The sequence below is a fragment of the Ruminococcus sp. OA3 genome (assembly GCF_022440845.1).
Lineage (GTDB): Bacteria > Bacillota > Clostridia > Lachnospirales > Lachnospiraceae > Ruminococcus_G.
The window spans coordinates 3,417,024-3,438,190 of sequence record NZ_JAKNTO010000001.1; the positions used below are offsets into that span (position 1 = coordinate 3,417,024).

The window sequence follows — 21,167 nt, forward strand, 5'->3', positions numbered from 1 at the left end:
TGTATTTATTGTAAATTTGTGTAACAGTTCAGACGGCGCGGAAACATCCGATGCTTCCTGAACGTATTTTCCAGTTCAGAAAATGCGCCGTCTGAGCTGTTACAAATCTGCAAAAAAATATGCACAGGCTGCTCTCCTTCGAGAGTGCCTGTGCATATCTTCTAATGCGGCATCTTCATACCATAAATATAAGCGGTAAAATTATAACTCTTTGTATTTTCCGTTTTCAATCTGAAGTACCATCGGAGCTTTTTCCGGCTCCCCATCAGCTGTCCATGTCATCTCTTTTGCTGTCACACCGCTGAACGTGATTTCCGTCATTGCTGCCTTCACCGCATCACAGATATCAGATGCACTCATATCAGCAGTCACTTCAGCTTTTTCCATGGCTTCTTTCAGAATGTAAACTCCGTCATAGGCATCTGCCGCAAACTGGTTCGGTGTCTCACCGTAAGCTTCCTCAAATGCTGTTACGAATGTCTTCACAGTCTCATCCTCTGAGGTTGCACAGAACGGTGCCAGGAACATTGCTCCCTCCGCCAGAGACGCATCAAATCCATCAACATCCAGAATGCCGTCCAGTCCGTCACAGCTGAAGAAAATCGGGCTGTAGCTCATGCTCTTCGCCTGCTTCAGTACCAGAGAAGCTTCCTGATAGTAGAATGGCAGGAATACCAGTTCAGCACCGGCATCTTTAGCCTTCTGAATCTGAACAGAGAAATCTGTCTTGTTGTCAGCGGTAAATGCTTCTGCTGCGACGATTTCCAGTCCTTTCGTCTTTGCTTCTGCTGCAAATGCCTGATAGATTCCTGAAGAATACGTATCAGAACTGTCATAGATTACAGCGATTTTTGTAGCCAGCTGGTTTTCCGCGATATAATCTGCAGAAGCCACACCCTGATTCGGGTCAGAGAAACACACACGGTATGCATTCTCATACTGTACACACTCCACAGCTGTCCCTGACGGTGTCAGCTGGAAGATATTGTCCTTCTGTGACTCTTCTGCCACTGCGATACACGGTACGGATGTTACAGCACCGAGCAGTGCCTGCATCCCCCAGTCTTTCAGAGTATTATATGCATTTACAGCTTTCTCAGCATCGTGCTCATCATCCTGAAAATTCAGTTCAATCTGAACACCATTAATTCCGCCGGCAGCGTTGATTTCCTTAGCCGCCATCTCAGCACCGTTTTTAACAGCCTGACCGTAAACAGCAGCACCGCCTGTGGTTGGTCCAATCCCGCCGATCTTGAACACAGAGCCGCTCTCTCCGCCGGTATTTTCTGTACCGGCATTCTCTGTACCAGCATTTTCTCCGCTGTCAGATGATTCTTTCTTTCCACATGCTGCGAGACTTGATACAGCTAACGCAGCAACCAACGCAAGACTAATAAATTTCTTGATATTTTTCATCACTTGCCCCTCCTATAATATTTATCGTTCTGAAATATGATACCCTCTGGTTTATGCTTTGTCAATCAACTTTTTATATTTCTTGACACAATACCGGGTCGCTTCTATTATTATAAGTAATACAGATTTTTTATTACATAGGAAATTCCTCCGGAATCCCCTATGTAATAAAATGCACTTCGTGCATAGATGCGCAGCTCGCGGAAAGGAAACTACTGCTTTGCAGTCCGCTCGCGCGCGGAGATTGCGCGAGAGCGCAATTTTTTTATAACGGGGAGGAATAATACAAATGAGTAAATTCGAAACCAACTTATCGGAGGGGAATGTTGCCACACAGCTTATTAAATTTTCCCTTCCTTTTCTGGTGTCCAATCTCATACAATCACTCTACAATGTTGCTGATATGCTGATCGTCGGGAACTTCAGCGGTACGAACAGTCTGTCGGGGGTCAATATCGGCGGACAGATCACGTTTGTCCTGACCAATATCATCGTAGGGCTCTGCACCGGTGGTACCGTTCTGATCGCACAGTATCTGGGAGCAGGCAAACGTCAGAACATGAAAAAAGTAACAGCCACTTTGATGACCACCCTGCTGATCGGCGCCATCGTCATCACCGCCGCAATGCTGATCATAAAGGTTCCGCTGCTGCGCCTGATGCAGACACCTTCAGAATCTTTTTCAGAAGCCAACCGCTATCTGACCGTGACAGTCAGCGGAATCATCTTTATCTTTGGTTACAATGCATTCAGCGCAATTCTTCGCGGTATGGGTGACAGTAAACGTCCCTTTTACTTTGTACTGATCGCATGTGTCACAAATATCGTGATGGATCTTCTGCTGGTTGGAGTTTTTCATCTCGGTGCATTCGGTGCTGCCGTTGCAACTGTCTTTTCGCAGGCTCTCAGTATGATCCTCTGTATGATTTATCTGATAAGAAACGATTTTATCTTTGATTTCAGACTGTCTTCCTTTCGGATCGACCGTTTCAGCCTCAAGAAAATATTCCAGATCGGGCTGCCCAGCGCAGTGCAGAACGGGGTTACGGGTCTCTCCTTTATGATCATCACTACACTTGCCAATGTCATCGGCGGTGTGGAGGCCTCCGCCGCGGTAGGTGTCGTCTCCAAATTCAACGGTTTTGCGATCATGCCTGCGGTTGCGATGGGCGCATCCATTTCCACCATGTGCGCGCAGAATATCGGTGCGAACCGCTGGGACCGTGCACTGAAAGCGTGCAGGATCGGAACTGGTATCGCTGCTGCCGTGAGCTTTGCCATTTTTATTCTGGCAGAATTATTTCCTGCCCGGATCCTGTCAATGTTTGATAACAATCCGGACATGATTGCATACGGCATCACTTATATCCGGCCATTTGCCCTGGATTACCTGATCGTGCCTTTCTGTTTCTGCATCAACGGGCTGTATATTGCCTCTGGTCACACGACCTTCTCGTTGATCAACAGCATGATGTCCGCCCTGGTGCTGCGCATACCGGCATGTATCCTGATCTCTACCGTCCTGGGGCTCGGCATCGCAGGCGTAGGCATGGGAGCTCCGATAGCTTCAGCCGGCTCCCTGTTTCTTATTATATGGTTTTATTTCAGCGGAAGATGGAGGAAAAATCTGGCACAATGATCTACATTTTCGATGACTTACAGACTCTTACGAAAGATATGATACAGCAGGCCTGTCAAATCCTGCCCAGACAGCGTATGGAAAAAATCAGCTGTTATCATTTTGAACGCGACCGTAATCTGGGAATCACCGCATATCTTCTTCTGCATTACGGTCTGAAATTGGAGTATGGCATTGATGAGCCTGTTGAATTTGATCTCGGTTTGCATGGAAAACCATCCCTGAAAAAATATCCGGATATTCATTTCAGCATTTCACACTGCCGTGCCGGTGCCCTGTGCAGCATATCAGACGCACCTGTTGGCGCTGACATCCAGGAGATTGAGAACACTTACAGCAAGGTGATGCGCAGGGTAATGACTGAGAAAGAAATTTCCATTATCACAGACAGCCCTTGTCCGGATATCGCATTTACCACGTTCTGGGTTTTAAAGGAATGCTATATCAAATATCTGGGCACAGGACTGTCGGAGGAACTCCGGAAGCTTGATTTTTCTGAGACGTATAAAACGAATCGTTTTCGTGATTGTTTCTGCCGTCACCGCCGCACTGCCCGTTACTGTTATTCTAATTGCACTGCTGAAGAGACAATCCCCGCTGTAAACCTCCTGACCGCTGAACAGCTGTTCCGGTAACTATTACGCATTCGACATCGTTCTCTTTTTTTCATCGCATGCTTTCTTCGCTGTCACGCGGTCAACCCCGCGCTTGGCGAACACGGAGATCATCCAGGTTATAAACTGGGCAAGAGGAACTGACATCCACACCCCTGACAATCCAAGGACCGGGACAGACGGCAGTAAGATCAGCAAAACAAACAGCAGCACCGGTTCCGCATACACCAGCAGATATGAAAGTATACTTTTTTCCGTAGCATAAAAATATGCAGTCGTAATTCTGACATAGGCAAGAAATACAAGGGTCACCAAAAACATCGGGAGATAACTGGATACATCCTGATTTGTCTTAACGGAAGCGCCAAACAGAAAGCCTGCATATCTCCGCGCAAAAAACAATCCCGTCATACATATAAGCCCAATTGCACCGCTGGTCAAATAAGCCAGCTTTCGTATTTGTTTCATAATGTCCTTTTTATTTTCGCTGTAATAACGGCTGATCAGTGGCTGACTCCCATCCCCAACCCCCTGCAGAAGAAGATAGACAACAGCCGTAATATAGGCAATACAGCCATATACGGCAACAGACTGTTCTCCACCGTGCATCAGTAAAAAGCGATTCATAAGGATCGTTGTGATCTGCGGTGAGAAGGTGAGCCCAAACGGTGCAATGGAAACCTTGAGGATGGTTCCGGAAAAACTCAGCAGTTTCTTTAATTCCGGCAGTTTAAATCCTATCCTCTTCACGGTCAGAAATGAAATTGCAGCCAGCATTGTTACAGACTGCCCGATGATCGTTGCCCACGCCGCACCGGCCATTCCAAAACCATATATCCATACGAACAGATAATCCAGCAGGATATTAGACAAAAAACCGGCAATCATTGCGGCCATTGCAAAGGTAGCTCCGCCCAGATTACGGATAAACGGTACAAGCCCCGTAGCAAAAACCTGAAAAACGGTTCCCAGGGCAATGATCCGCACATACTCGGCAGTCAATCGGTACGCTTCCCCTTCCGCTCCCAGCAGGCTGAGCAGCGGATGAATCAGCAGCAAGATTGCCGTCATAATGAAGACGCTGACAAGAAACAGCAGAAATGCCGTGCTGCTGAAACATTCCTCTGCTTCCTTTTTCTTTTCCTGACCGCTGAGGATTGTGAAACGAATTGCACCCGACAATCCGATTCCCGTTCCAACCGCCTGAATAAAAGCCGCAACAGGAAAGCCCAACGTAATAGATGCCAGTCCAATATCCCCGATACTCTGACCGACAAAGAATCCATCCACAATGGTGTATACACCGGAAAGAGCAAACGCCAGTACAGAAGGGATAACAAATTTAAAAAACATTTTATTGTTATTCATTCTCGTTTTGATCTCCTTTTCGGAATAAATCTGTAAACAGAGTGAGGTCATCACTCATTCTTTTCATACGGTCCGCCCCCATCGTCTTTATTACAAACAGTTCCAGATGACGCAGCTCAGAAATTATTTTATTTGCATACTCTTTCCCTGCAGGGGTGGGCTTAATCAGCTTATTCCGTTTATCTGACGGCATAGGAACCAATTCTATAAGCCTGCGTTTTTCAAAATCCTTCAGAATCATATTGACTGTCTGCTTGGGAATCACCCATTTCTGACTGATTATTTTCTGTGTACAGATTCCTTCTTCTTCGTAGAGTGAATACAAGACCATAACACTGTTAAAGGACAGTCCATGAGCTTTTGACCATTCTTCATAAACAAAATTAGCCTCGCGCCAGCTCGTATAGTATCTGCTCAACTGTTCCATCAAAACTGAATTTTTCAACATATTGCCCTCCATGAATTTAGTCCAATTCCGTACCAATATAATATAGTACAGAATCGGACTAATGTCAAGAGAGTTTTTCACCAAACAAATCCGGCGTGACATTCATCACGCCGGATTACCGAAACTGATCAATTATTCATAATATATAAGCGCCATCAGATCCAGAGGCTCATCCGAGTTATTCTCAATAGAATGAGATTCATTGAAATTAATCACACATACGTCGCCCGGTCCGACCTCCGTCCTGGAACCATCATGATCCTCAAAAATACCATGTCCGCTCAGGATATAATACGGCTCCGTATTACCCACATGCTGATGGCGTCCAATGCTGCTGTGTGGCATTATCCGGAGCATCGCATACATTTTACCATGCCCGTTTAACTCCTCCTCCGACACAATATAATGAAATTCCACGCTTCCCATTCCGCCGCGCAGGCCTTCAACTACCTTTACCTCAGGTTTTCTTACCATATCAGGTACCTCCTCGTACACTTTTTTCCATTCTATCAAATGCAGGCTCATTCGTAAATACTAAACCACCCGTATCTGTTTCCATTTTCCCTTTTTATAGCGTACACCGAAAGCGACCGTCCGGAACACCCAGTCGATCACCATGGCCACCCAGACGCCGATCGCTCCCCAGCCCAGATATTGTCCCAGTATCACGCTGAACACCAGGCGGAACGTGATCATTGAAAAAATCGAGATAAACATCGTATATTTCACATCCCCGGAAGCACGCAGTGCATGAGCGACAGTGAACGACAGCGGCCACAAGAAGGTGCCGACGCCGTCATGGATCCACACCAGCACAAAGGCACAGTGGTACGCTTCCTCCGAGAGCGAATAGACCTTCAGAATCCACGGAAGGCAGGCGAGCAGCACAATATTCAGGCAGGCGAGCATTATATAAGTGATCTTCAGCAGCTTTTTCAGGTAATACTTCGCCTGCGCACTGTCTCCCGCTCCCATGCACCGCCCGATCACAGTGATGACCGCCAGATTGATCGCATGTCCCGGCAAAAGACCAAGGTTGTCCAGATTATTCGCCACTGCGTTGGCGGCAATCTGAGCCGTCCCAAACCCTGCGATGATGCTGACCACCAGTACCCGGCCCAGCTGGAACAGTCCGTTTTCGATGCCGCTCGGAATCGCAATATACAAAATCTTTTTAATCAGCTTCGGTGCCGGTCGGAACACCGAAGCGAACCGTATATAAATCAGATTATCCGGATTTCTCACCTGATACAGCAGGATGCCTGCTGCAAATATCCTGGAGATCGTTGACGCGATCGCCGCTCCTGCCACACCCATATGAAGACCGTAGATTAAAAATGTATCGCCGATGATGTTGACCGCATTCATCCCCAACGCCGCCTGCATGGATATCTTTGAATTCCCCATGGAGCGGAACAATGCCGCACAGCAGTTAAAAATTGCAAGAAACGGAAAGCCCAGCGCGATATACACCAGATATATCTGTGCATTTCGCATAACATCTGAGTCGATCTCCCCATAGATCAGTCTGAGCAGAGGTGCCTTGAACACCAGCATTACCGCCATTATCACAACAGAGATTGCCATGGCGATCAGCAGCAGCTGACTGGCGGCCTCGCAGGCAGTTTCTCTCTTTTTCTTTCCGATATACTGTGAGACAATGACGGCTCCCCCTGTAGCCAGTGCAGCAAAGATACTGTTCAGCAGATTTACTACCATATCCACAAGTGATACACCCGAAATAGCCGCCTCACCGGCAAGTGAAACCATCGTTGTATCAACCATTCCAACCGCAACAGACAGAATCTGCTCCACGATCAGCGGAATAATCAGCTTTTTAAGATCCTTATTAGAAAACAACATACTCTCAGACTATCCTCATTTTCTTCCATTTTCCTTTTTTGTAGCGGACACCAAACATGATCGTCCGGAAAGACCAGTCAAGAACCATGGCAATCCAGACGCCAATTGCTCCCCACTGCAGATAGCTTCCAAGTATCACGCTGGCAGCCAGGCGAAATACCACCATCGAAAAGATGGAGATAAACATGGTATACTTCACATCGCCTGCCGCCCGAAGTGCATTCGGAACCATAAAGGACAGAGGCCAGATCAGCGTACCCGCCACGTTGTGAATCCATACCAGAATAAAGGCATAGTGGTACGCTTCCGGAGAAAGAGAATAGATATTCAGAATCCACGGAAGTCCGCCCAGCAGTACGATATTTGTACAGAGCGTGAGCAAGTATGTGATTTTCAATAATTTTTTCATGTAAAACGCCGCCTGCCGGCCATCACCCGCACCCATGCAGCGGCCAATCACCGTGATGACTGCCAGATTAACCGACAATCCGGCTATAACACCAAGGGCGTCGAGGTTATTTGCCACCGCATTGGCAGCGATCTGTGCCGTACCAAAACCGGCAATAATACTGACTACCAGCACCCGCCCCAGCTGAAACAGTCCGCTTTCTATACCGCTTGGAATGCCAATGTACAATATTTTTTTGATCAGCACCAGATCTGCCCGGAAAATATGACGGATACGGATATACACTTCATTCTTCTGACTGCGCGCACAGTAAATCAAAATAACTGCGGAACAGAATCTCGAGAACGTAGAAGCAATGGCTGCCCCCGCTGCCCCCATGTGAAGTCCGTAGATCAGCAGAGTATCTCCTGCCACGTTGATGATATTCATGATAAGTGCAGCCTGCATGGAAATCCTGGAATTTCCCATGGAGCGAAATAATGCAGCGCACGAGTTAAACAGTGCGAGAAATGGGAACCCGATGGAAATATAAATCAGATAGGTCAGTGCATTCTGCATGACTTCCGGCTCAATATCCCCGTAGATCAGACTCAGGATCGGCTGCCTGAAAAGCAGCATAACCGCCATAATGACAACGGAAATAACAAGCGATATCAGCAGCAGCTGATTGGCAGCTTCACATGCCGTATCTCTTTTACGTTTCCCAAGATACTGTGAAACAATGACCGCCCCTCCTGTTGCCAGTGCAGCGAATATATTAATCATCAGATTCACGATCATATCTACAAGAGAAACGCCGGAGATTGCAGCTTCTCCGGCCATAGATACCATTGCCGTATCAACCATTCCGACGGTTATCGCCAGAACCTGTTCGATGATCAATGGGATTATTAATTTTCTCAGGTCTTTGTTTGAAAAAAACATATTCATCAGCCCTAGATGGCCATACCTCCATCCACACAGATGATCTGCCCTGTTATGTATCCAGCCTCATCCGAAGCAAAGAAAGCCGCCATGCCGGCAACGTCTTCCGGCTCACCAATGCGCTGCATCGGGATCCTCGCAATCGTCTTCTCCTTGATCTTGTCAGAAAGTACTTCCGTCATATCTGTCCTGATAAAACCCGGAGCAATCGCATTCACTGTGATTCCGCGGCTTGCCCACTCTCTTCCCATCGTCTTGGTCAGACCTATAATACCCGCCTTGGATGCCGCATAGTTGGCCTGTGCCACATTGCCGAGTACTCCGGATGTGGAAGTCAGGTTGATGACTCTCCCGCTCTTTCTCTCCAGGAAATGAGCAGCCAGATGGTGCATGGTGTTAAAGCAGCTCTTGCAATTTGTATTCATCACCAGATCATAATCAGCTTCATTGATCTTTCCAATGAACTGATCCCTCGTAATACCCGCATTATTGACCAGAATATCAATATGGCCGTGTTTCGCAAGCAAGTCCTGAATCATGTCGCCAACAGCCTGATAGTCGGCAACGTCACAGGCATAACTCTCAGCCTGCCCGCCCTTTGCAAGAATCTCCTGTACAACTTCCTCAGCCTTCTCTTTCGACTGATTGTAATTGACGATCACGTGAGCTCCATTTGCAGCCAGTTTTACTGCAACTGCACGTCCGATTCCCCTGCTCGCACCTGTCACAAGTGCAACTTTATTATCCAGCATAACTTTTATCCCTCTCATTCTTCATCCTGTATTGTGTCAGTCAGGTAATCCTTGTAGACATAGGCAGTTTTGCCATCAAATACAATTTCATACCAACCATCTTCTTTTCCGGTGACTGTAACTTTTTCTCCGGCTGTCAGTTCACCGATCACAGTTCCCTGTGTGCTGGGCATAGTCCGTACATTAACCGCGGAACTGCAGTACATCACAGTACCGTCCGGTGTTTCGTCCGGAGCGATCACATCGCTGTCGTACCCTTCATTCTGAGCATTCTCTGCTTCATCTTCCAATTGTCCCGGAGTCTTCGGCTGGGTCACTTTCGCCTCTTCCCGAAGCGGAAATGGATTGCATCCCGTAAAAATACCGGTACATAAAACAAATACCAGGGCGGTGCTCACTATCTTTCTTCCCATTGTGCACTCCTTCCATTCGTTTCACATAACACTACAATATTATACTATCACAATCCGAAATCCACAATGTGTATTTTATACAACTTTTAGACTTCTTTCACGCATCCTTTAGGAAATCCGTCCTTTTTCCCCATATCAAAAACTGCTGTATCCTTTTTTGGATACAGCAGTCATTACATCATTATTTGCCAAGCAGCTCTTTTTCAATCCGCTCTCTTGCTTCCGGTGCCTGTTTGTCCATTTTCTCAGGGAAACCAAACATCGATACGCACGCGATATTGTCCCCGCCTGCCTTAGGCGCATCCGCTTTCATCTGTTTATTAGCAAAATCCATATCTCTCAATGTCTCGAAGATACCGTCGAAATCGACATCTCCCTCACCCATTGCCAGGTGCTGATGGATGGTAACGTCTGCTTTTCCGCGGCCATTCAGCCATGGTGGATTCGCAATATAGCGGCAGTCCAGAGTCTGGTTGTACGTGTCAGCAAACAGCACGTGCGTCAGCTCATCACCGGCATACTGCAGCATGGGGCGCACATCGCCTTTACCTTCATCGTAGAAAAAGCCGTGCGGTGAAGAATATACGTATCCCAGGTTTCTGGAGCGGAAAGATTTGACCATATCGCACGTCTCATTATTCAGCTCACAGAAATCATAAGGATGAGACTGGATCTCAACCCGGATTCCTTCTTTTTCAAACAGCGGCAGCAGCTCTTCCATGGATTTAAACCACATGCCATTGCAGATCTCCTGCTGATTCGGATCGCCTGACAATTCCGTATTGATAACGGTAACCCCCATATTAACAGCAATCTCAATGATCTTCTTCCAGTTTGCAACTGCAAACTGTCTCTGTTCCTCTGTCGGTCCGGACCATCTGTAAACCACAATAAAGGAAGAGATCTCAACGCCTGTTTCCTTCAGTGCCTGCCGGTACTCGGCTTCACATTCTTCTGAAAAAAGCGGGTGTTTATAAAATGGATTGATGCGCGGATGCGGTGACTGTTCGATATATTTATACCCCCAGTCTGCAACCTGATGCACCATACGGTTGATATCCATCTGTTTTGCCAAAACATCAACATCAAATGCTATCTTCATTCTCTTTGCACTCCTTCTTGAATCTATGTGTTGATACCAGGGTCAAAAGCATGGCTCTGAGACCCCTGAAACATGAGAAAGCAGCCCAAACAGGCATACTTTGCCCACTGACACTCATTATACCATGAATCTTTGATTCATGATCGCCATTCGCCGTTCGTCAAACGTGCAGGCACGCTTTCCTCACTGACGCTCATTATATCACATTTTCAGGAAGCATAAAATATTCATTATTGCTTATTTACTGATTGTAGCCTCCAGTGCATCGATCGAAGTCACAACGCCTGCCTCAACAGACATCGTAAGGTCTTCCATTTCCAGCGATACCACACCTTTATAGCCTACCATGCTGAGTACGGAGAAGAATTCCTTCCACCATTTCAGATCCTGTCCGCAGCCGACTGCAACGTAATTCCAGGTACGCTCTGCCACGTCTTCCACATGGCGGTTGTCCAGAAGACCGTCAACATCACACAGTCCTCGTTCGATTCGGGCATCTTTTCCGTGTACGTAGTAGATGGCATCACCCAGTGCTCGCGCTGAAGCGATCGGGTCTGCCCCCATGATCAGCAGATGTGACGGGTCAAGATTCATACCGATCGTCGGCCCCACGGCTTCACGCAGTTTGAATAAAGTGCTGACATTATACACCAGCTGTCCCGGAAATTCTTCCAGGGCAATTTTCACACCGTTTGCATCCGCATGTTTTGCAAATTCTTTCCACCACGGGATCGCCACATCCTCCCACTGGTAGCGGACAGTCTCTTCCAGGTATGGATCATCCGGCGGTACGGACTGTGTTGCAACCACCCAGTTCGGTGTTTTATCACCAGGAGCTCCAGCCGGAAGTCCGGACATCATAACGATCGTCTTAACACCAAGTTTTCCAGCCAAAGTCACGGTATCATATGCGCTCTTGCTGTGTTTTTCTCCCATAGGTCCGGGTGCGAGCGGATTGCCTGAGCAGTTAAATGCGGAAATTTCCATTCCACGTTTATTAAGTTCTTCTTTGAATGCTTTTAATTTATCTTCATCCGCGAGGAGATCCGTCGCATAGCCGTGAGGATTCGGTCCCCATCCGCCGACACATAATTCTACATGGTTCAGTCCATGTGCTTTTACCTTATCCAGCATGTCCGGGTAAGAAAAGTCCCCGTACACACCTGTACAGATTGATAAATACATAATCCTTCTACCTCCGTTTATGTACAAATTATTTATAAAATTCCGGGCACTCTTCGATCACGATTTTCTGTTTTGTCTGAGTATCCCTTGCGATGGATGCAGTAGATGCTGTAACCTGACCTACATATCCATCCCAGGACGTCGGTCCGTCTACTCTGTTTTCCTTGCACGCATTGATCCATGCCTGGAATTCAATGTTGTAAGCATCAATAAAACGTTCGGACCAGTCTTTACAGATCGGTGTCACGCGGGATGCGTTTGTTCTGATCATGGCATTAGGCGGCTCCGGCAGGTTCAGTGTTCCTTCTTCACAGCAGACTTCGCATTTGATGTCATATCCGTAGCCGCATTTTACAAATGCTTCGACGTCAATTCTGACACCGGACTTTGTGGTCAGGTACATAATCTGCGGATCCCTTAAAATCTCAGTTGATTTTCTGGATGCCTTCGGGAATACAACCTCCACTTCATCGTATTCTTCCCCGAGCAGCCATCTCATCACATCGATCTCATGAATCATCGTGTTCTCAACAGACATTGCTGTTGTCGTGTAATCCGGGCATGTTGCATTTCTGTGGCAGCAGTGTACCATCAGGGCATCTCCAAATTCACCGGAATCCAGCATTTTTTTCAGCTGATTGTATCCAGGATCATAACGTCTCATGAAACCAACCTGTACCAGGTGCCTGCCGCCTGCCATCTCTGCTTCCATGATACGTTTGCACGCATCCGCTTTCGGTGCCAGCGGTTTCTCGCAGAGGACAAATTTACCCGCTTTTACTGCAGCAGTCACGTATTTCTCATGAAATTCATCGATTGTCGTAACGACAACTGCATCTACTTCATCAGATGCAATCATTTCTTCTCCGTCTTCATAGAATTTGCAGCCATATTTTTCAGCTACGCTTGTTCCAAATTCCACATTAACATCTGAGCATGCTACTGCGCGTGCTCCCTGCAGAGTATTGTTGATTCTCTCGATATGTGTTCTTCCGATGGCGCCTGTTCCGACAACCCCAACTCTTAATACATCACTCATTTTTTGCTTCCTTTCCAATTCATGTTTTTCTTAAAACGAACAGCACGTTTGACATTCTGTTAGGCCTATTATATCATGCTTTTTTTTATTAAAACATCACATTTCAATAAAAAGATAGCACAAATTAATTTTTTATTCATACAATCAGTATGCTCTCTCCAGTTCTTCCCGTGCAATCTCCACCCAGCGGATAACCTGTTCCGGCTTATTACTGATCGTGTGCAGGTCTTTCAGCACAACCTCCACATGATTCTGATTCTCTCTGGTCTTCTCGTACATTCTTCGAAGTTCTGTGCGGATCACATCCTCATTCATATCCGGAACTGTCACGTGTGCTGAATTTGCTTTGTAAGAGTACACGAAGTCAGACTTCAGATATTCAGCCATTTTCTCCATATCTGACCACTGGGAAACAGATACCCGGCGCATGTTAGGCAGCTTGCTGATCCAGTCCCACTTTGTGTCAATGCCTTCGCAGCAGGCATAGCATGTCAGTCCGAAAAGCTCAGCAACCTGTTTGTGATAAGGATAGATAAACTCTTTAAACATCTCCGGAGAGATATCACCGCACTCCTGCGCCTCACATAATCCCCACATCGTCTTTAATGTCACCGGCTCTGCAGGATTGTAAAGGCTGTCGGTCAAACCAAGGCCTCCCGAACCCACAAATGTATTGTCTGTATTGTCATACAGCAGATTCTGCGCTTCCAGAAACCGGAGTTTTTTAATATATCCGTTTGTTAATTTGGCAAAGATCTCATGTACTTTTTCCGGAAAATCATAGAAATCATACATCAGGCCGTCCAGTCCACGGAAGTTTGCATAGGCAAGTGCGATATGGGAAGACCAGAACCACCAGGTACGCATTTTTACTTCCACGATACCGTCAAATATCTCTCTCGCCAGTTCCAGTGCGGCATTCGTTGCTTTTTCATCTACGACTACTACCGGATCCTCGATGCTTTTTTCCACATCCAGCTCTTCGAATTCCTCATCATCCATATCTTTCATGGTTGCTACCCAGGAATACGCTTTATTCTTATCGTCTTTATCAATCTCCGTCTTGTTCTCTCCGATACCCCATTCCGTGTTGACCGCTCTGTGCGGAAGGTAAAACACCGGAGTCAGTGGCTTATCATCTTTCAGCTGTGTTGCCCAGAAGATTTCTTTCCGAAACCACATCTCCCAGTCCTGTGCCATATAGCCTTCACATCTGATATCCCGGTCAAATCTGACCGCCTCGTTCCAGCCATTTTCCATGTCAACCAGAATCAGCGGTCTTGTAGGCTTCAGGTCATTATGGTCTTTCCATAATCTGATTTTTTCAGTTTCCTGCGGCCTTTCACATAACGCCCGGAATTCTTTTGCGAGACTGCGAAGAATTTCCCTGTCTTTCTCAGTAACCTTTACTTCCTCAATCGGCCATCCTTCTGTGATCCAGTTTCCCCAATATCCTTTGTCAATTCTCATGCGATCAAACCTCCAACATTTTCATATTTCCGCATTATTGCTTTGATGGTTTTAGTGTATCACCCATCATACTTTCTGGTGAGAACAAAGAACTCTATTTTTAGCACATATCAACTTTTTCTACTTTACATTTATGCTTAGATAAGCTAAAATAAAAAACAAAGGAGGACTTAGCATATGGGAATTTATTATGACTTTCCTTCCTCTGATACCTCTTCTATAGCTGTTGCTTTCGAGCAGTATCGGGATCCTGAGGAAGTGGAACTTCACATGCACCACCATTATGAGTTTACTCTCGTTAACCGCGGAACCTGCATTCATAAATTTCGCGGTGTTGAGGTCCCTTTGATTGCCGGTGATGTTTTTCTGATTCCCCCGGATGAAGAGCATGGATATTTGCTGGATTCCAATTCTGCAATTACCAACTGCTATTTTTTCCCGGAGCGTCTCGGACAGTTTTCCGAATACGTAAAAACCGGCACGTTTCAGCAATCAGAAATCCCATTTGGTCTGGAGGATATCAAAAATCAGTGGGACAGCCTGCTTTCCACGATCACTCTGCGCAGCGGCACTATTGCAGAAGAACCTCTCCTGGTCACAGATAACATGACCAAACAGGGCGTCCTGCATCTTGCACCTGCCGAGGCTATGGATGTTGAATCTCTTCTTGGCAGGATTCACGAAGAGCATCTGAATCTCCAGTATGATTCAGAGTATATGAAATCTGCAATTCTTCAGATGATACTCGTCATATTCAAACGTGCCAAGAATAATCAGCCGCAAAAACTTCCAAAGCAGCCGGAACGAAAAAAGCAGATGATCATTGACTCTTTGATTTTTCTCGAAGAACATTATCCCGAGGCACTTACCGTCAGTGATATTGCTGCCGCTTCTTCGCTCTCCGAGAGTTATTTTCGGAATATTTTCAAAGAAGTCACCGGTCTGGCTCCGCTTGATTATCTGAACCGTATCCGGGTAATCAAGGCACTCGAATACCTGCAAAGCGAGGATCTTCCCATCTCGGAAGCCGCTGCCAAAGTCGGCATTATCGACTCTAATTATTTCACACGGGTCTTTAAAAAAGTAATGGGATACCCCCCGCGATATTTTAAAAAAATACCAAAACAACCGGAGGAAGCATCAACCACAATTTAAGAAAGTATGAGGTAGTAAAATGGTCAAGGTAGACTTAATCACCGGATTTTTAGGCGCCGGAAAAACCACGTTTATCCAGAAATATGCCGATTATTTTATTAAAAAAGGTCAGAAGATCAACATTATTGAAAATGAATTCGGCAATGTCAGCGTTGATTCCATTATCCTGAAAGATGAAGCATGCGATATCACCCAGCTGTCCGGAGGCTGTATGTGTTGTACTGCCAAGGTAGCGTTCCAGAATATGCTCCTCGATATGTCAGCTGAAGGCTATGACCGTATTCTCGTAGAGCCGTCTGGAATCTATGATGTCGATGAATTTTTTGAAATCCTCATGACGGAACCTGTCAAGGACTGCTGCCAGATCGGAAGCATCCTGACGATTGCGGATGCCCGCTTCGACGAAAAACTCTCCGACGAGGCTCAGTACATCATGTTCTCTCAGCTGCTGTGTACAGGAAAGCTGATTATGAGCAAAACTCAGACCGCCGACGAAGCCACACAGAATGCAACCATCAGCAGGCTTAATCAGATCATCTCTGACCGCGGCAGCCGACGTGTCTTTGGCGATGACGTCTGCCGGAAGAACTGGGACGATCTCACGGACGATGATTTCGAATCTTTTGCCAGCTGCGGTTACCAGCTGATCGAACATGAACGTGAATTCATGCAGCACGGACGCGTTTTTACAGCAAGGGTTATGGCACACCTCTGCACGGATCAGCATGATCTGGAAGAGCGAATTCAGAAGCTGTTGTCCGACCCCAGTTACGGAAATATCCTTCGTGTCAAGGGACATATCGCAGATACAGGCGGCAACTGGTACGAGATAAACTGTTCTCTGGATGGTTTCTATATCAGACCGTCCAATGTCAGGAAAGGCCTGTTCATCGTCATCGGGCAGGACCTCGAGGAAGACGCTGTGCAAAATGCATTTATTCCACGAAGAAGAAAATAACCGGATTTTTACCGCCGTGCGGAAATTACAGCAATGTTGAGAAAACATTCAAAAATTGACTTATTTTTTCTGATCTGCTCCCTGATAAAACCCATTAACAAAATTTATTGTTTGCAGAAAGAAAGAGCGACCTGTGAGGGCTGGTTGATATGCCCCTGCAAGTCACTCTTTCTTCTCTGTATTTAACATTAATGACAGCAATGAACGCAGTCATCAAAATTGATGTTACGCATTCCAGTTATCAGCAATACACTCTTTCATGATCTCAACACAGCGTTTTGCCTTGTCAACATTGTTATGAATCGTGTAGGCATCCCTGATTGTAAGCTCTACGGTACAATCCTTTGCACACTGCAGTGTTTTTGTGATATGCGCACGCCATGCATCCTCATCCAGAACTTCTGAGACGCCGATATAGTTCGGGCTCGGTTTTCTCTGATAAATAGTCTTTCTGCCTGCAAGCACTTCACCCATGAATTCTTCATTAGTCCACGGTGAAATGGAAGCTTTTCTGAGGTTGGTCAGCTGACTCAGGCACGGCCACAGACGCTCCAGCGGATCGCAGCACCCAAAAGATACCAGACCAAAGCGGTCAGCCACTTTCTTATAAGAATCCCATACCATAGACTCAAACATTTCCTGAGATACGTTGATCGTCTCCTGAGAATCCATATGCAGCCAGATCTGGTTCAGATCAACCGGTCCTTCGGACGGCAGTTCGTCTGTCAGGCAGATGGAACCCTGATTGCACTCTTCATATCCTGATGTTGGGTAGAGAAGGCCACTGTCTCTCCACTCCTCAAAGAATTTCAGATAATCATCCGCAAGCTGGTTCAGAACCTGAACAAACTCATCCGGATAGTCATACAGCGCATAGCACATATTCTGCATGCCCATGATATGTACAAGATCCTGTGTCAGCCAGCATGTCAGAGATTTACCGACATGTTTTACAGGAAGAATATCGCCGAATGCATCCTCTGCCGCTTTAAAATATTCATTTGTCTCGTCAACCTTAATTTTAAATTCTGAAGGTCTGAACTTGTCAATTTCTTCCCCGAGTTCTTCTACCTGCTCTGTAAAATGCTGTCCCAGTCCTCCATCAGATGCTACTTCTTTCTGCACATCAAAACCCCATGGTTTCAGATCCAGATCCCACCATACACCGAAATATGGTGCCACAACCTTATCATCATCCAGAACCTGCATATTATAAAAGTTATGCAGCAGACGTTCCTCAATTCTGCGCGCCATCGGATCTTCACACTGCATCCGTGGGAATAGTACTTCCTGCGTAAAATTATCGATTTCCAGATGAATCATCGGGCGCTCACCCTTACATGAATTATGCGCAATCCATTCTTTTGTACGTTTTACATTCTTATCGCTTTTTGCAATTTCTAACTGTGTGTTCGCCAGTTCTCTAAGCCGTTCTCTCTCTTTTGGTGATATCATACTTTCGCCCTCTCTTACATTTGCTTTTTCCCGTTTTCTTTCGGTTTTTTTCTCAACCGTTAGATTCATGATAGTACATTTTCAGGCGTATTCCAATAAAGATTCTGGCCATACAATTGCAATTTTCTGCTTACTTTTACATCGGAAATTCCCGAAATTTTTTCGGTGACAGACCATTCTGCGCCGTGAACGTATTGATAAAATGTGATTCACTGTTAAATCCTACAGAGAGAGCAATTTCCTTGACCGGAAGTGCCGTCGTCTTCAGCAGATGTTTCGCCTCATTCAGGCGTCTTCTGATAATATATTCTTTGGGTGAGCTGTTCATGGCCTGACGGAACTTTCTGGAAAAATGCGATTCACTTAAGCCAACGTGTTCCGCGATCATCCCTACTGACAAATCCTTATCCAGGTTCTCACCGATAAAACTGATCGCCTCCTCGACTACCTGTTCCTTTATATCCTTCGATTCACGTCCGCTCCCTGTGATGTTTTTACAAAGCTCTATCAGCATTTTATAAATGTTCAGGGAATCTTCGTATTCGGAACAGAATTTTTCGTATCTGCAGTTTGATATTATTTCCTTAAATGTCCTCTCAATGTGCTCACCCTGTTCCAGATGAAACACCGGATGTCCGCAGATATTTTTCGTTATATCGCTGTGAAACTGTCCTGAATTGGAACCATCAAAATGGATCCACATGAACTCCGTGAAACCAATCGCATGGTATTCGTGCGGAAGATGACAGTTGACGAATGCCATATCCCCTTCCCTGGCATTAAAGGTTTCTCCTTCTGTAGTCACAGACAGTTTGCCTTTTTTCACATAAAGCAGCAGGTAATTCCCGTAGTCCTGCCGCTCCACCCGGTATCCGTAATCGCAGAAAAAATGACCGATCGATGTAAAATAAAACAGTTGGTTCTTGGCCGTAGCTGATGGTGTAAAAAAATAAAAGTCTGATCCTGAGAGCACACCTTCCAGTTGGCATAACATAGGCTTACCTCCTTCTCTTATATCTGGTTCCATTTTACCACAAAACATGAGTCTGCAAAACAAGTATAATCTCACTGTTTCTATCAAATTCCTGCTGTTTCTATAAAAATACAATCATATTTATTTAATAATTTCCCAATTTTCGCAATATTTTACCTTTTTCAACCTTTCTATTGACTTAGATAAAATATTAACATATCATAGTTCTTCGAGAGATTATATTAGAGGAGGGATTTATTATGAGCTGGATAGTTCCAGTAACATTCGTTGGTTTTACCGCACTGGTAGCCATAATTTCCTGGTGGAAAACCAGAAACGACAAACTTGACACCGAAGAGGGATATTTTCTTGCCGGCAGAGGTCTGATGGGCCCTGTAATCGCGGGTTCACTTCTGATGACGAACCTGTCTGCAGAACAGCTGGTGGGAATGAACGGTCAATCTGTTCGGATTGGGATGAGTCCTATGGGCTGGGAGGTCACTTCCGCCGTTGCACTTGTCATCCTTGCATTCGTACTGATGCCAAAATACCTGAAGGTTGGACTTACCACTGTACCACAATTTTTCGAGGAGAGATATGACGCCGCCACAAGGAGACTGGTATCATTTATCGTCCTCTTTTCTTATGTCATCATCATGCTTCCCAACATTCTGTATGCGGGAGCGCTGGTATTTGAAAATATTTTCCATGTCTCAGACATTCTGGGCTGCAACCAGTTTGCTGCAATTGCACTGCTGTGTGTACTGATTGCTGTTATCGGTTCCATCTACTCTATCTGTGGCGGCCTTCACGCCGTCGCGCTGTCTGATTCAATCAACGGTATCGGACTGATCCTGGGTGGACTGCTGGTTCCTGTTTTCGGATTGATAGCACTTGGGAAAGCGTCCGGCGGAGGATTTGCAGAAGGTCTTGACATTTTTCTGCATCAGGATCCAACCATGCTGAATGCAATTGATGCCCCAACCCTGAATGAGCCATACCTTCCATGGCCGCTCCTGTTCACGGGACTGCTGATCAATAACCTGTACTACTGGGCAACCAACCAGTCGATCATCCAGAGAACTTTTGCAGCCAGGAATCTAAAAGAAGCTCAGAAAGGTGCCGTCTTTGCAGGTTTCCTGAAAATCCTGACACCGATCATCATCATCGTACCGGGTATCATCGCATACTATTTATACGGTGCATCCGCACTCGGCAACAACGGTGACGACGCGTATCCTATGATTGTAGCCAATGTTATGCCTACAGCACTGCTCGGATTCTTTGCCGCAGTGATGTTTGGAGCTATTTTGTCATCCTATAACTCTGTGCTGAATTCAGCTTCCACTATTTACGCGCTGGATGTACATAAACCCATGTTTGCTCCTGAAGCGGAGGACGCCCGGCTGGTAAAGATCGGACAGAAATTTGGTCTAATCGTTGCTATCTTCTCGGTCATTATAGCGCCGTTTATGCTCTACATGGGTGGTATTACAACATTTGTGAACTCATGCTTTGCAGCATTTAATACACCATTGTTTGTATGCCTGATCGTAGGATTCTTCTCAAAGAAAACACCGGCTTTCATGCCAAAGATCGTTATTCCTGTCCATGTGGTACTGTACTGTATATTAAATTTTGGACTGCGCCGGGTCATTCCTGCGCTGGCAGATATCCATTACCTTTATTTTACAGCCGCACTGTTTGTCTTTGACATGATTCTTGTATATGTTATCACAAAACTGCATCCAAGAGAAACTGACTACGAACTGCGTGATTCCAAGGCTGTCGATATGACTCCCTGGAAAAGTGGAAAAGTGGTCGCTGCCATCGTATTGTGCGTCATGGTTGTTGCATATATTGTATTTTCTCCACTCGTTTTCGGAGCATAAATGCCATCTCACTGACGGACGGAAAGTCGCTGAATTTATCCAGCGGCTTTCTTTTTTATCCTTCTTTTGTATATTATGCACAATTTTATGCT

The 21,167-nt window shown here is 45.9% G+C and carries 19 protein-coding genes; 5 read left to right on the forward strand and 14 right to left on the reverse strand.

Annotated elements, in window-relative coordinates:
- Positions 1 to 201: 201 nt before the first annotated feature.
- Complete coding sequence (locus MCG98_RS15560; RefSeq protein ID WP_240302800.1) at positions 202 to 1,416, reverse strand: ABC transporter substrate-binding protein; 1,215 nt, start codon at positions 1,414 to 1,416, stop codon at positions 202 to 204.
- Between the two features lie 289 nt (positions 1,417 to 1,705).
- Here MCG98_RS15560 and MCG98_RS15565 point away from each other — a divergent pair, with 289 nt between their 5' ends.
- Together MCG98_RS15565 and MCG98_RS15570 are read left to right on the forward strand one after the other, a co-directional pair.
- Positions 1,706 to 3,055, forward strand: coding sequence for an MATE family efflux transporter (locus MCG98_RS15565; protein ID WP_240302801.1), 1,350 nt, complete (start codon positions 1,706 to 1,708; stop codon positions 3,053 to 3,055).
- Positions 3,052 to 3,690 carry a 4'-phosphopantetheinyl transferase superfamily protein gene (locus MCG98_RS15570; RefSeq protein ID WP_240302802.1) on the forward strand — a complete coding sequence of 213 codons (639 nt, stop codon included), beginning with the start codon at positions 3,052 to 3,054 and terminating at the stop codon, positions 3,688 to 3,690. Before MCG98_RS15565 ends, MCG98_RS15570 begins: the two co-directional genes overlap by 4 nt.
- Positions 3,691 to 3,693: 3 nt before the next feature.
- Here the strand turns inward: MCG98_RS15570 and MCG98_RS15575 are convergent, their stop codons facing one another.
- The 11 genes from MCG98_RS15575 to MCG98_RS15625 all read right to left on the reverse strand — a co-directional run bounded on the left by MCG98_RS15575 (position 3,694) and on the right by MCG98_RS15625 (position 14,642).
- Complete coding sequence (locus MCG98_RS15575; RefSeq protein ID WP_240302803.1) at positions 3,694 to 5,037, reverse strand: MATE family efflux transporter; 1,344 nt, start codon at positions 5,035 to 5,037, stop codon at positions 3,694 to 3,696.
- Complete coding sequence (locus MCG98_RS15580; protein ID WP_240302804.1) at positions 5,030 to 5,485, reverse strand: MarR family transcriptional regulator; 456 nt, start codon at positions 5,483 to 5,485, stop codon at positions 5,030 to 5,032. Before MCG98_RS15580 ends, MCG98_RS15575 begins: the two co-directional genes overlap by 8 nt.
- A 132-nt stretch (positions 5,486 to 5,617) precedes the next feature.
- The gene (locus MCG98_RS15585) at positions 5,618 to 5,959 is read right to left on the reverse strand and encodes a cupin domain-containing protein (RefSeq protein WP_240302805.1); all 342 of its coding nucleotides are present in this window, start codon (positions 5,957 to 5,959) and stop codon (positions 5,618 to 5,620) included.
- A 60-nt stretch (positions 5,960 to 6,019) separates the two neighbouring features.
- The gene (locus MCG98_RS15590; protein WP_240302806.1) at positions 6,020 to 7,348 is read right to left on the reverse strand and encodes an MATE family efflux transporter; all 1,329 of its coding nucleotides are present in this window, start codon (positions 7,346 to 7,348) and stop codon (positions 6,020 to 6,022) included.
- A gap of 4 nt (positions 7,349 to 7,352) precedes the next feature.
- Complete coding sequence (locus MCG98_RS15595) at positions 7,353 to 8,681, reverse strand: MATE family efflux transporter (protein WP_345891681.1); 1,329 nt, start codon at positions 8,679 to 8,681, stop codon at positions 7,353 to 7,355.
- A gap of 11 nt (positions 8,682 to 8,692) precedes the next feature.
- Positions 8,693 to 9,433, reverse strand: coding sequence for a 3-oxoacyl-[acyl-carrier-protein] reductase (gene fabG, locus MCG98_RS15600; protein ID WP_240302808.1), 741 nt, complete (start codon positions 9,431 to 9,433; stop codon positions 8,693 to 8,695).
- A 14-nt stretch (positions 9,434 to 9,447) separates the two neighbouring features.
- Entirely contained in the window at positions 9,448 to 9,846 is a 399-nt protein-coding gene (locus MCG98_RS15605; RefSeq protein WP_240302809.1) for an SH3 domain-containing protein, read from the reverse strand.
- Positions 9,847 to 10,027: 181 nt separating this feature from the next.
- Positions 10,028 to 10,948 (reverse strand): sugar phosphate isomerase/epimerase, encoded by a 921-nt coding sequence (locus MCG98_RS15610; RefSeq protein WP_240302810.1) that lies wholly within the window; start codon positions 10,946 to 10,948, stop codon positions 10,028 to 10,030.
- 237 nt (positions 10,949 to 11,185) lie between these two features.
- Positions 11,186 to 12,133 (reverse strand): sugar phosphate isomerase/epimerase, encoded by a 948-nt coding sequence (locus MCG98_RS15615; RefSeq protein WP_240302811.1) that lies wholly within the window; start codon positions 12,131 to 12,133, stop codon positions 11,186 to 11,188.
- A 28-nt stretch (positions 12,134 to 12,161) separates the two neighbouring features.
- Positions 12,162 to 13,172 (reverse strand): Gfo/Idh/MocA family oxidoreductase, encoded by a 1,011-nt coding sequence (locus tag MCG98_RS15620; protein WP_240302812.1) that lies wholly within the window; start codon positions 13,170 to 13,172, stop codon positions 12,162 to 12,164.
- A gap of 144 nt (positions 13,173 to 13,316) precedes the next feature.
- Complete coding sequence (locus tag MCG98_RS15625) at positions 13,317 to 14,642, reverse strand: hypothetical protein (protein ID WP_240302813.1); 1,326 nt, start codon at positions 14,640 to 14,642, stop codon at positions 13,317 to 13,319.
- A gap of 177 nt (positions 14,643 to 14,819) precedes the next feature.
- Between MCG98_RS15625 and MCG98_RS15630 the strand changes: the two genes are divergently transcribed.
- On the forward strand, positions 14,820 to 15,797 hold the full coding sequence (locus MCG98_RS15630) for an AraC family transcriptional regulator (protein ID WP_240302814.1): 978 nt from the start codon (positions 14,820 to 14,822) through the stop codon (positions 15,795 to 15,797).
- A 19-nt stretch (positions 15,798 to 15,816) separates the two neighbouring features.
- Positions 15,817 to 16,755, forward strand: coding sequence for a GTP-binding protein (locus MCG98_RS15635; protein ID WP_240302815.1), 939 nt, complete (start codon positions 15,817 to 15,819; stop codon positions 16,753 to 16,755).
- Between the two features lie 225 nt (positions 16,756 to 16,980).
- On the opposite strand, the gene MCG98_RS15640 is transcribed toward MCG98_RS15635, so the two are convergent.
- Both MCG98_RS15640 and MCG98_RS15645 read right to left on the reverse strand, forming a co-directional pair.
- Positions 16,981 to 18,210, reverse strand: coding sequence for a hypothetical protein (locus MCG98_RS15640; protein ID WP_240302816.1), 1,230 nt, complete (start codon positions 18,208 to 18,210; stop codon positions 16,981 to 16,983).
- A 136-nt stretch (positions 18,211 to 18,346) separates the two neighbouring features.
- A complete protein-coding gene (locus MCG98_RS15645; RefSeq protein WP_240302817.1) occupies positions 18,347 to 19,204 on the reverse strand; it encodes an AraC family transcriptional regulator in 858 nt (285 codons plus the stop codon).
- 239 nt (positions 19,205 to 19,443) lie between these two features.
- Between MCG98_RS15645 and MCG98_RS15650 the strand changes: the two genes are divergently transcribed.
- Positions 19,444 to 21,075, forward strand: coding sequence for a solute:sodium symporter family transporter (locus tag MCG98_RS15650; protein ID WP_240302818.1), 1,632 nt, complete (start codon positions 19,444 to 19,446; stop codon positions 21,073 to 21,075).
- Positions 21,076 to 21,167 lie beyond the last annotated feature (92 nt).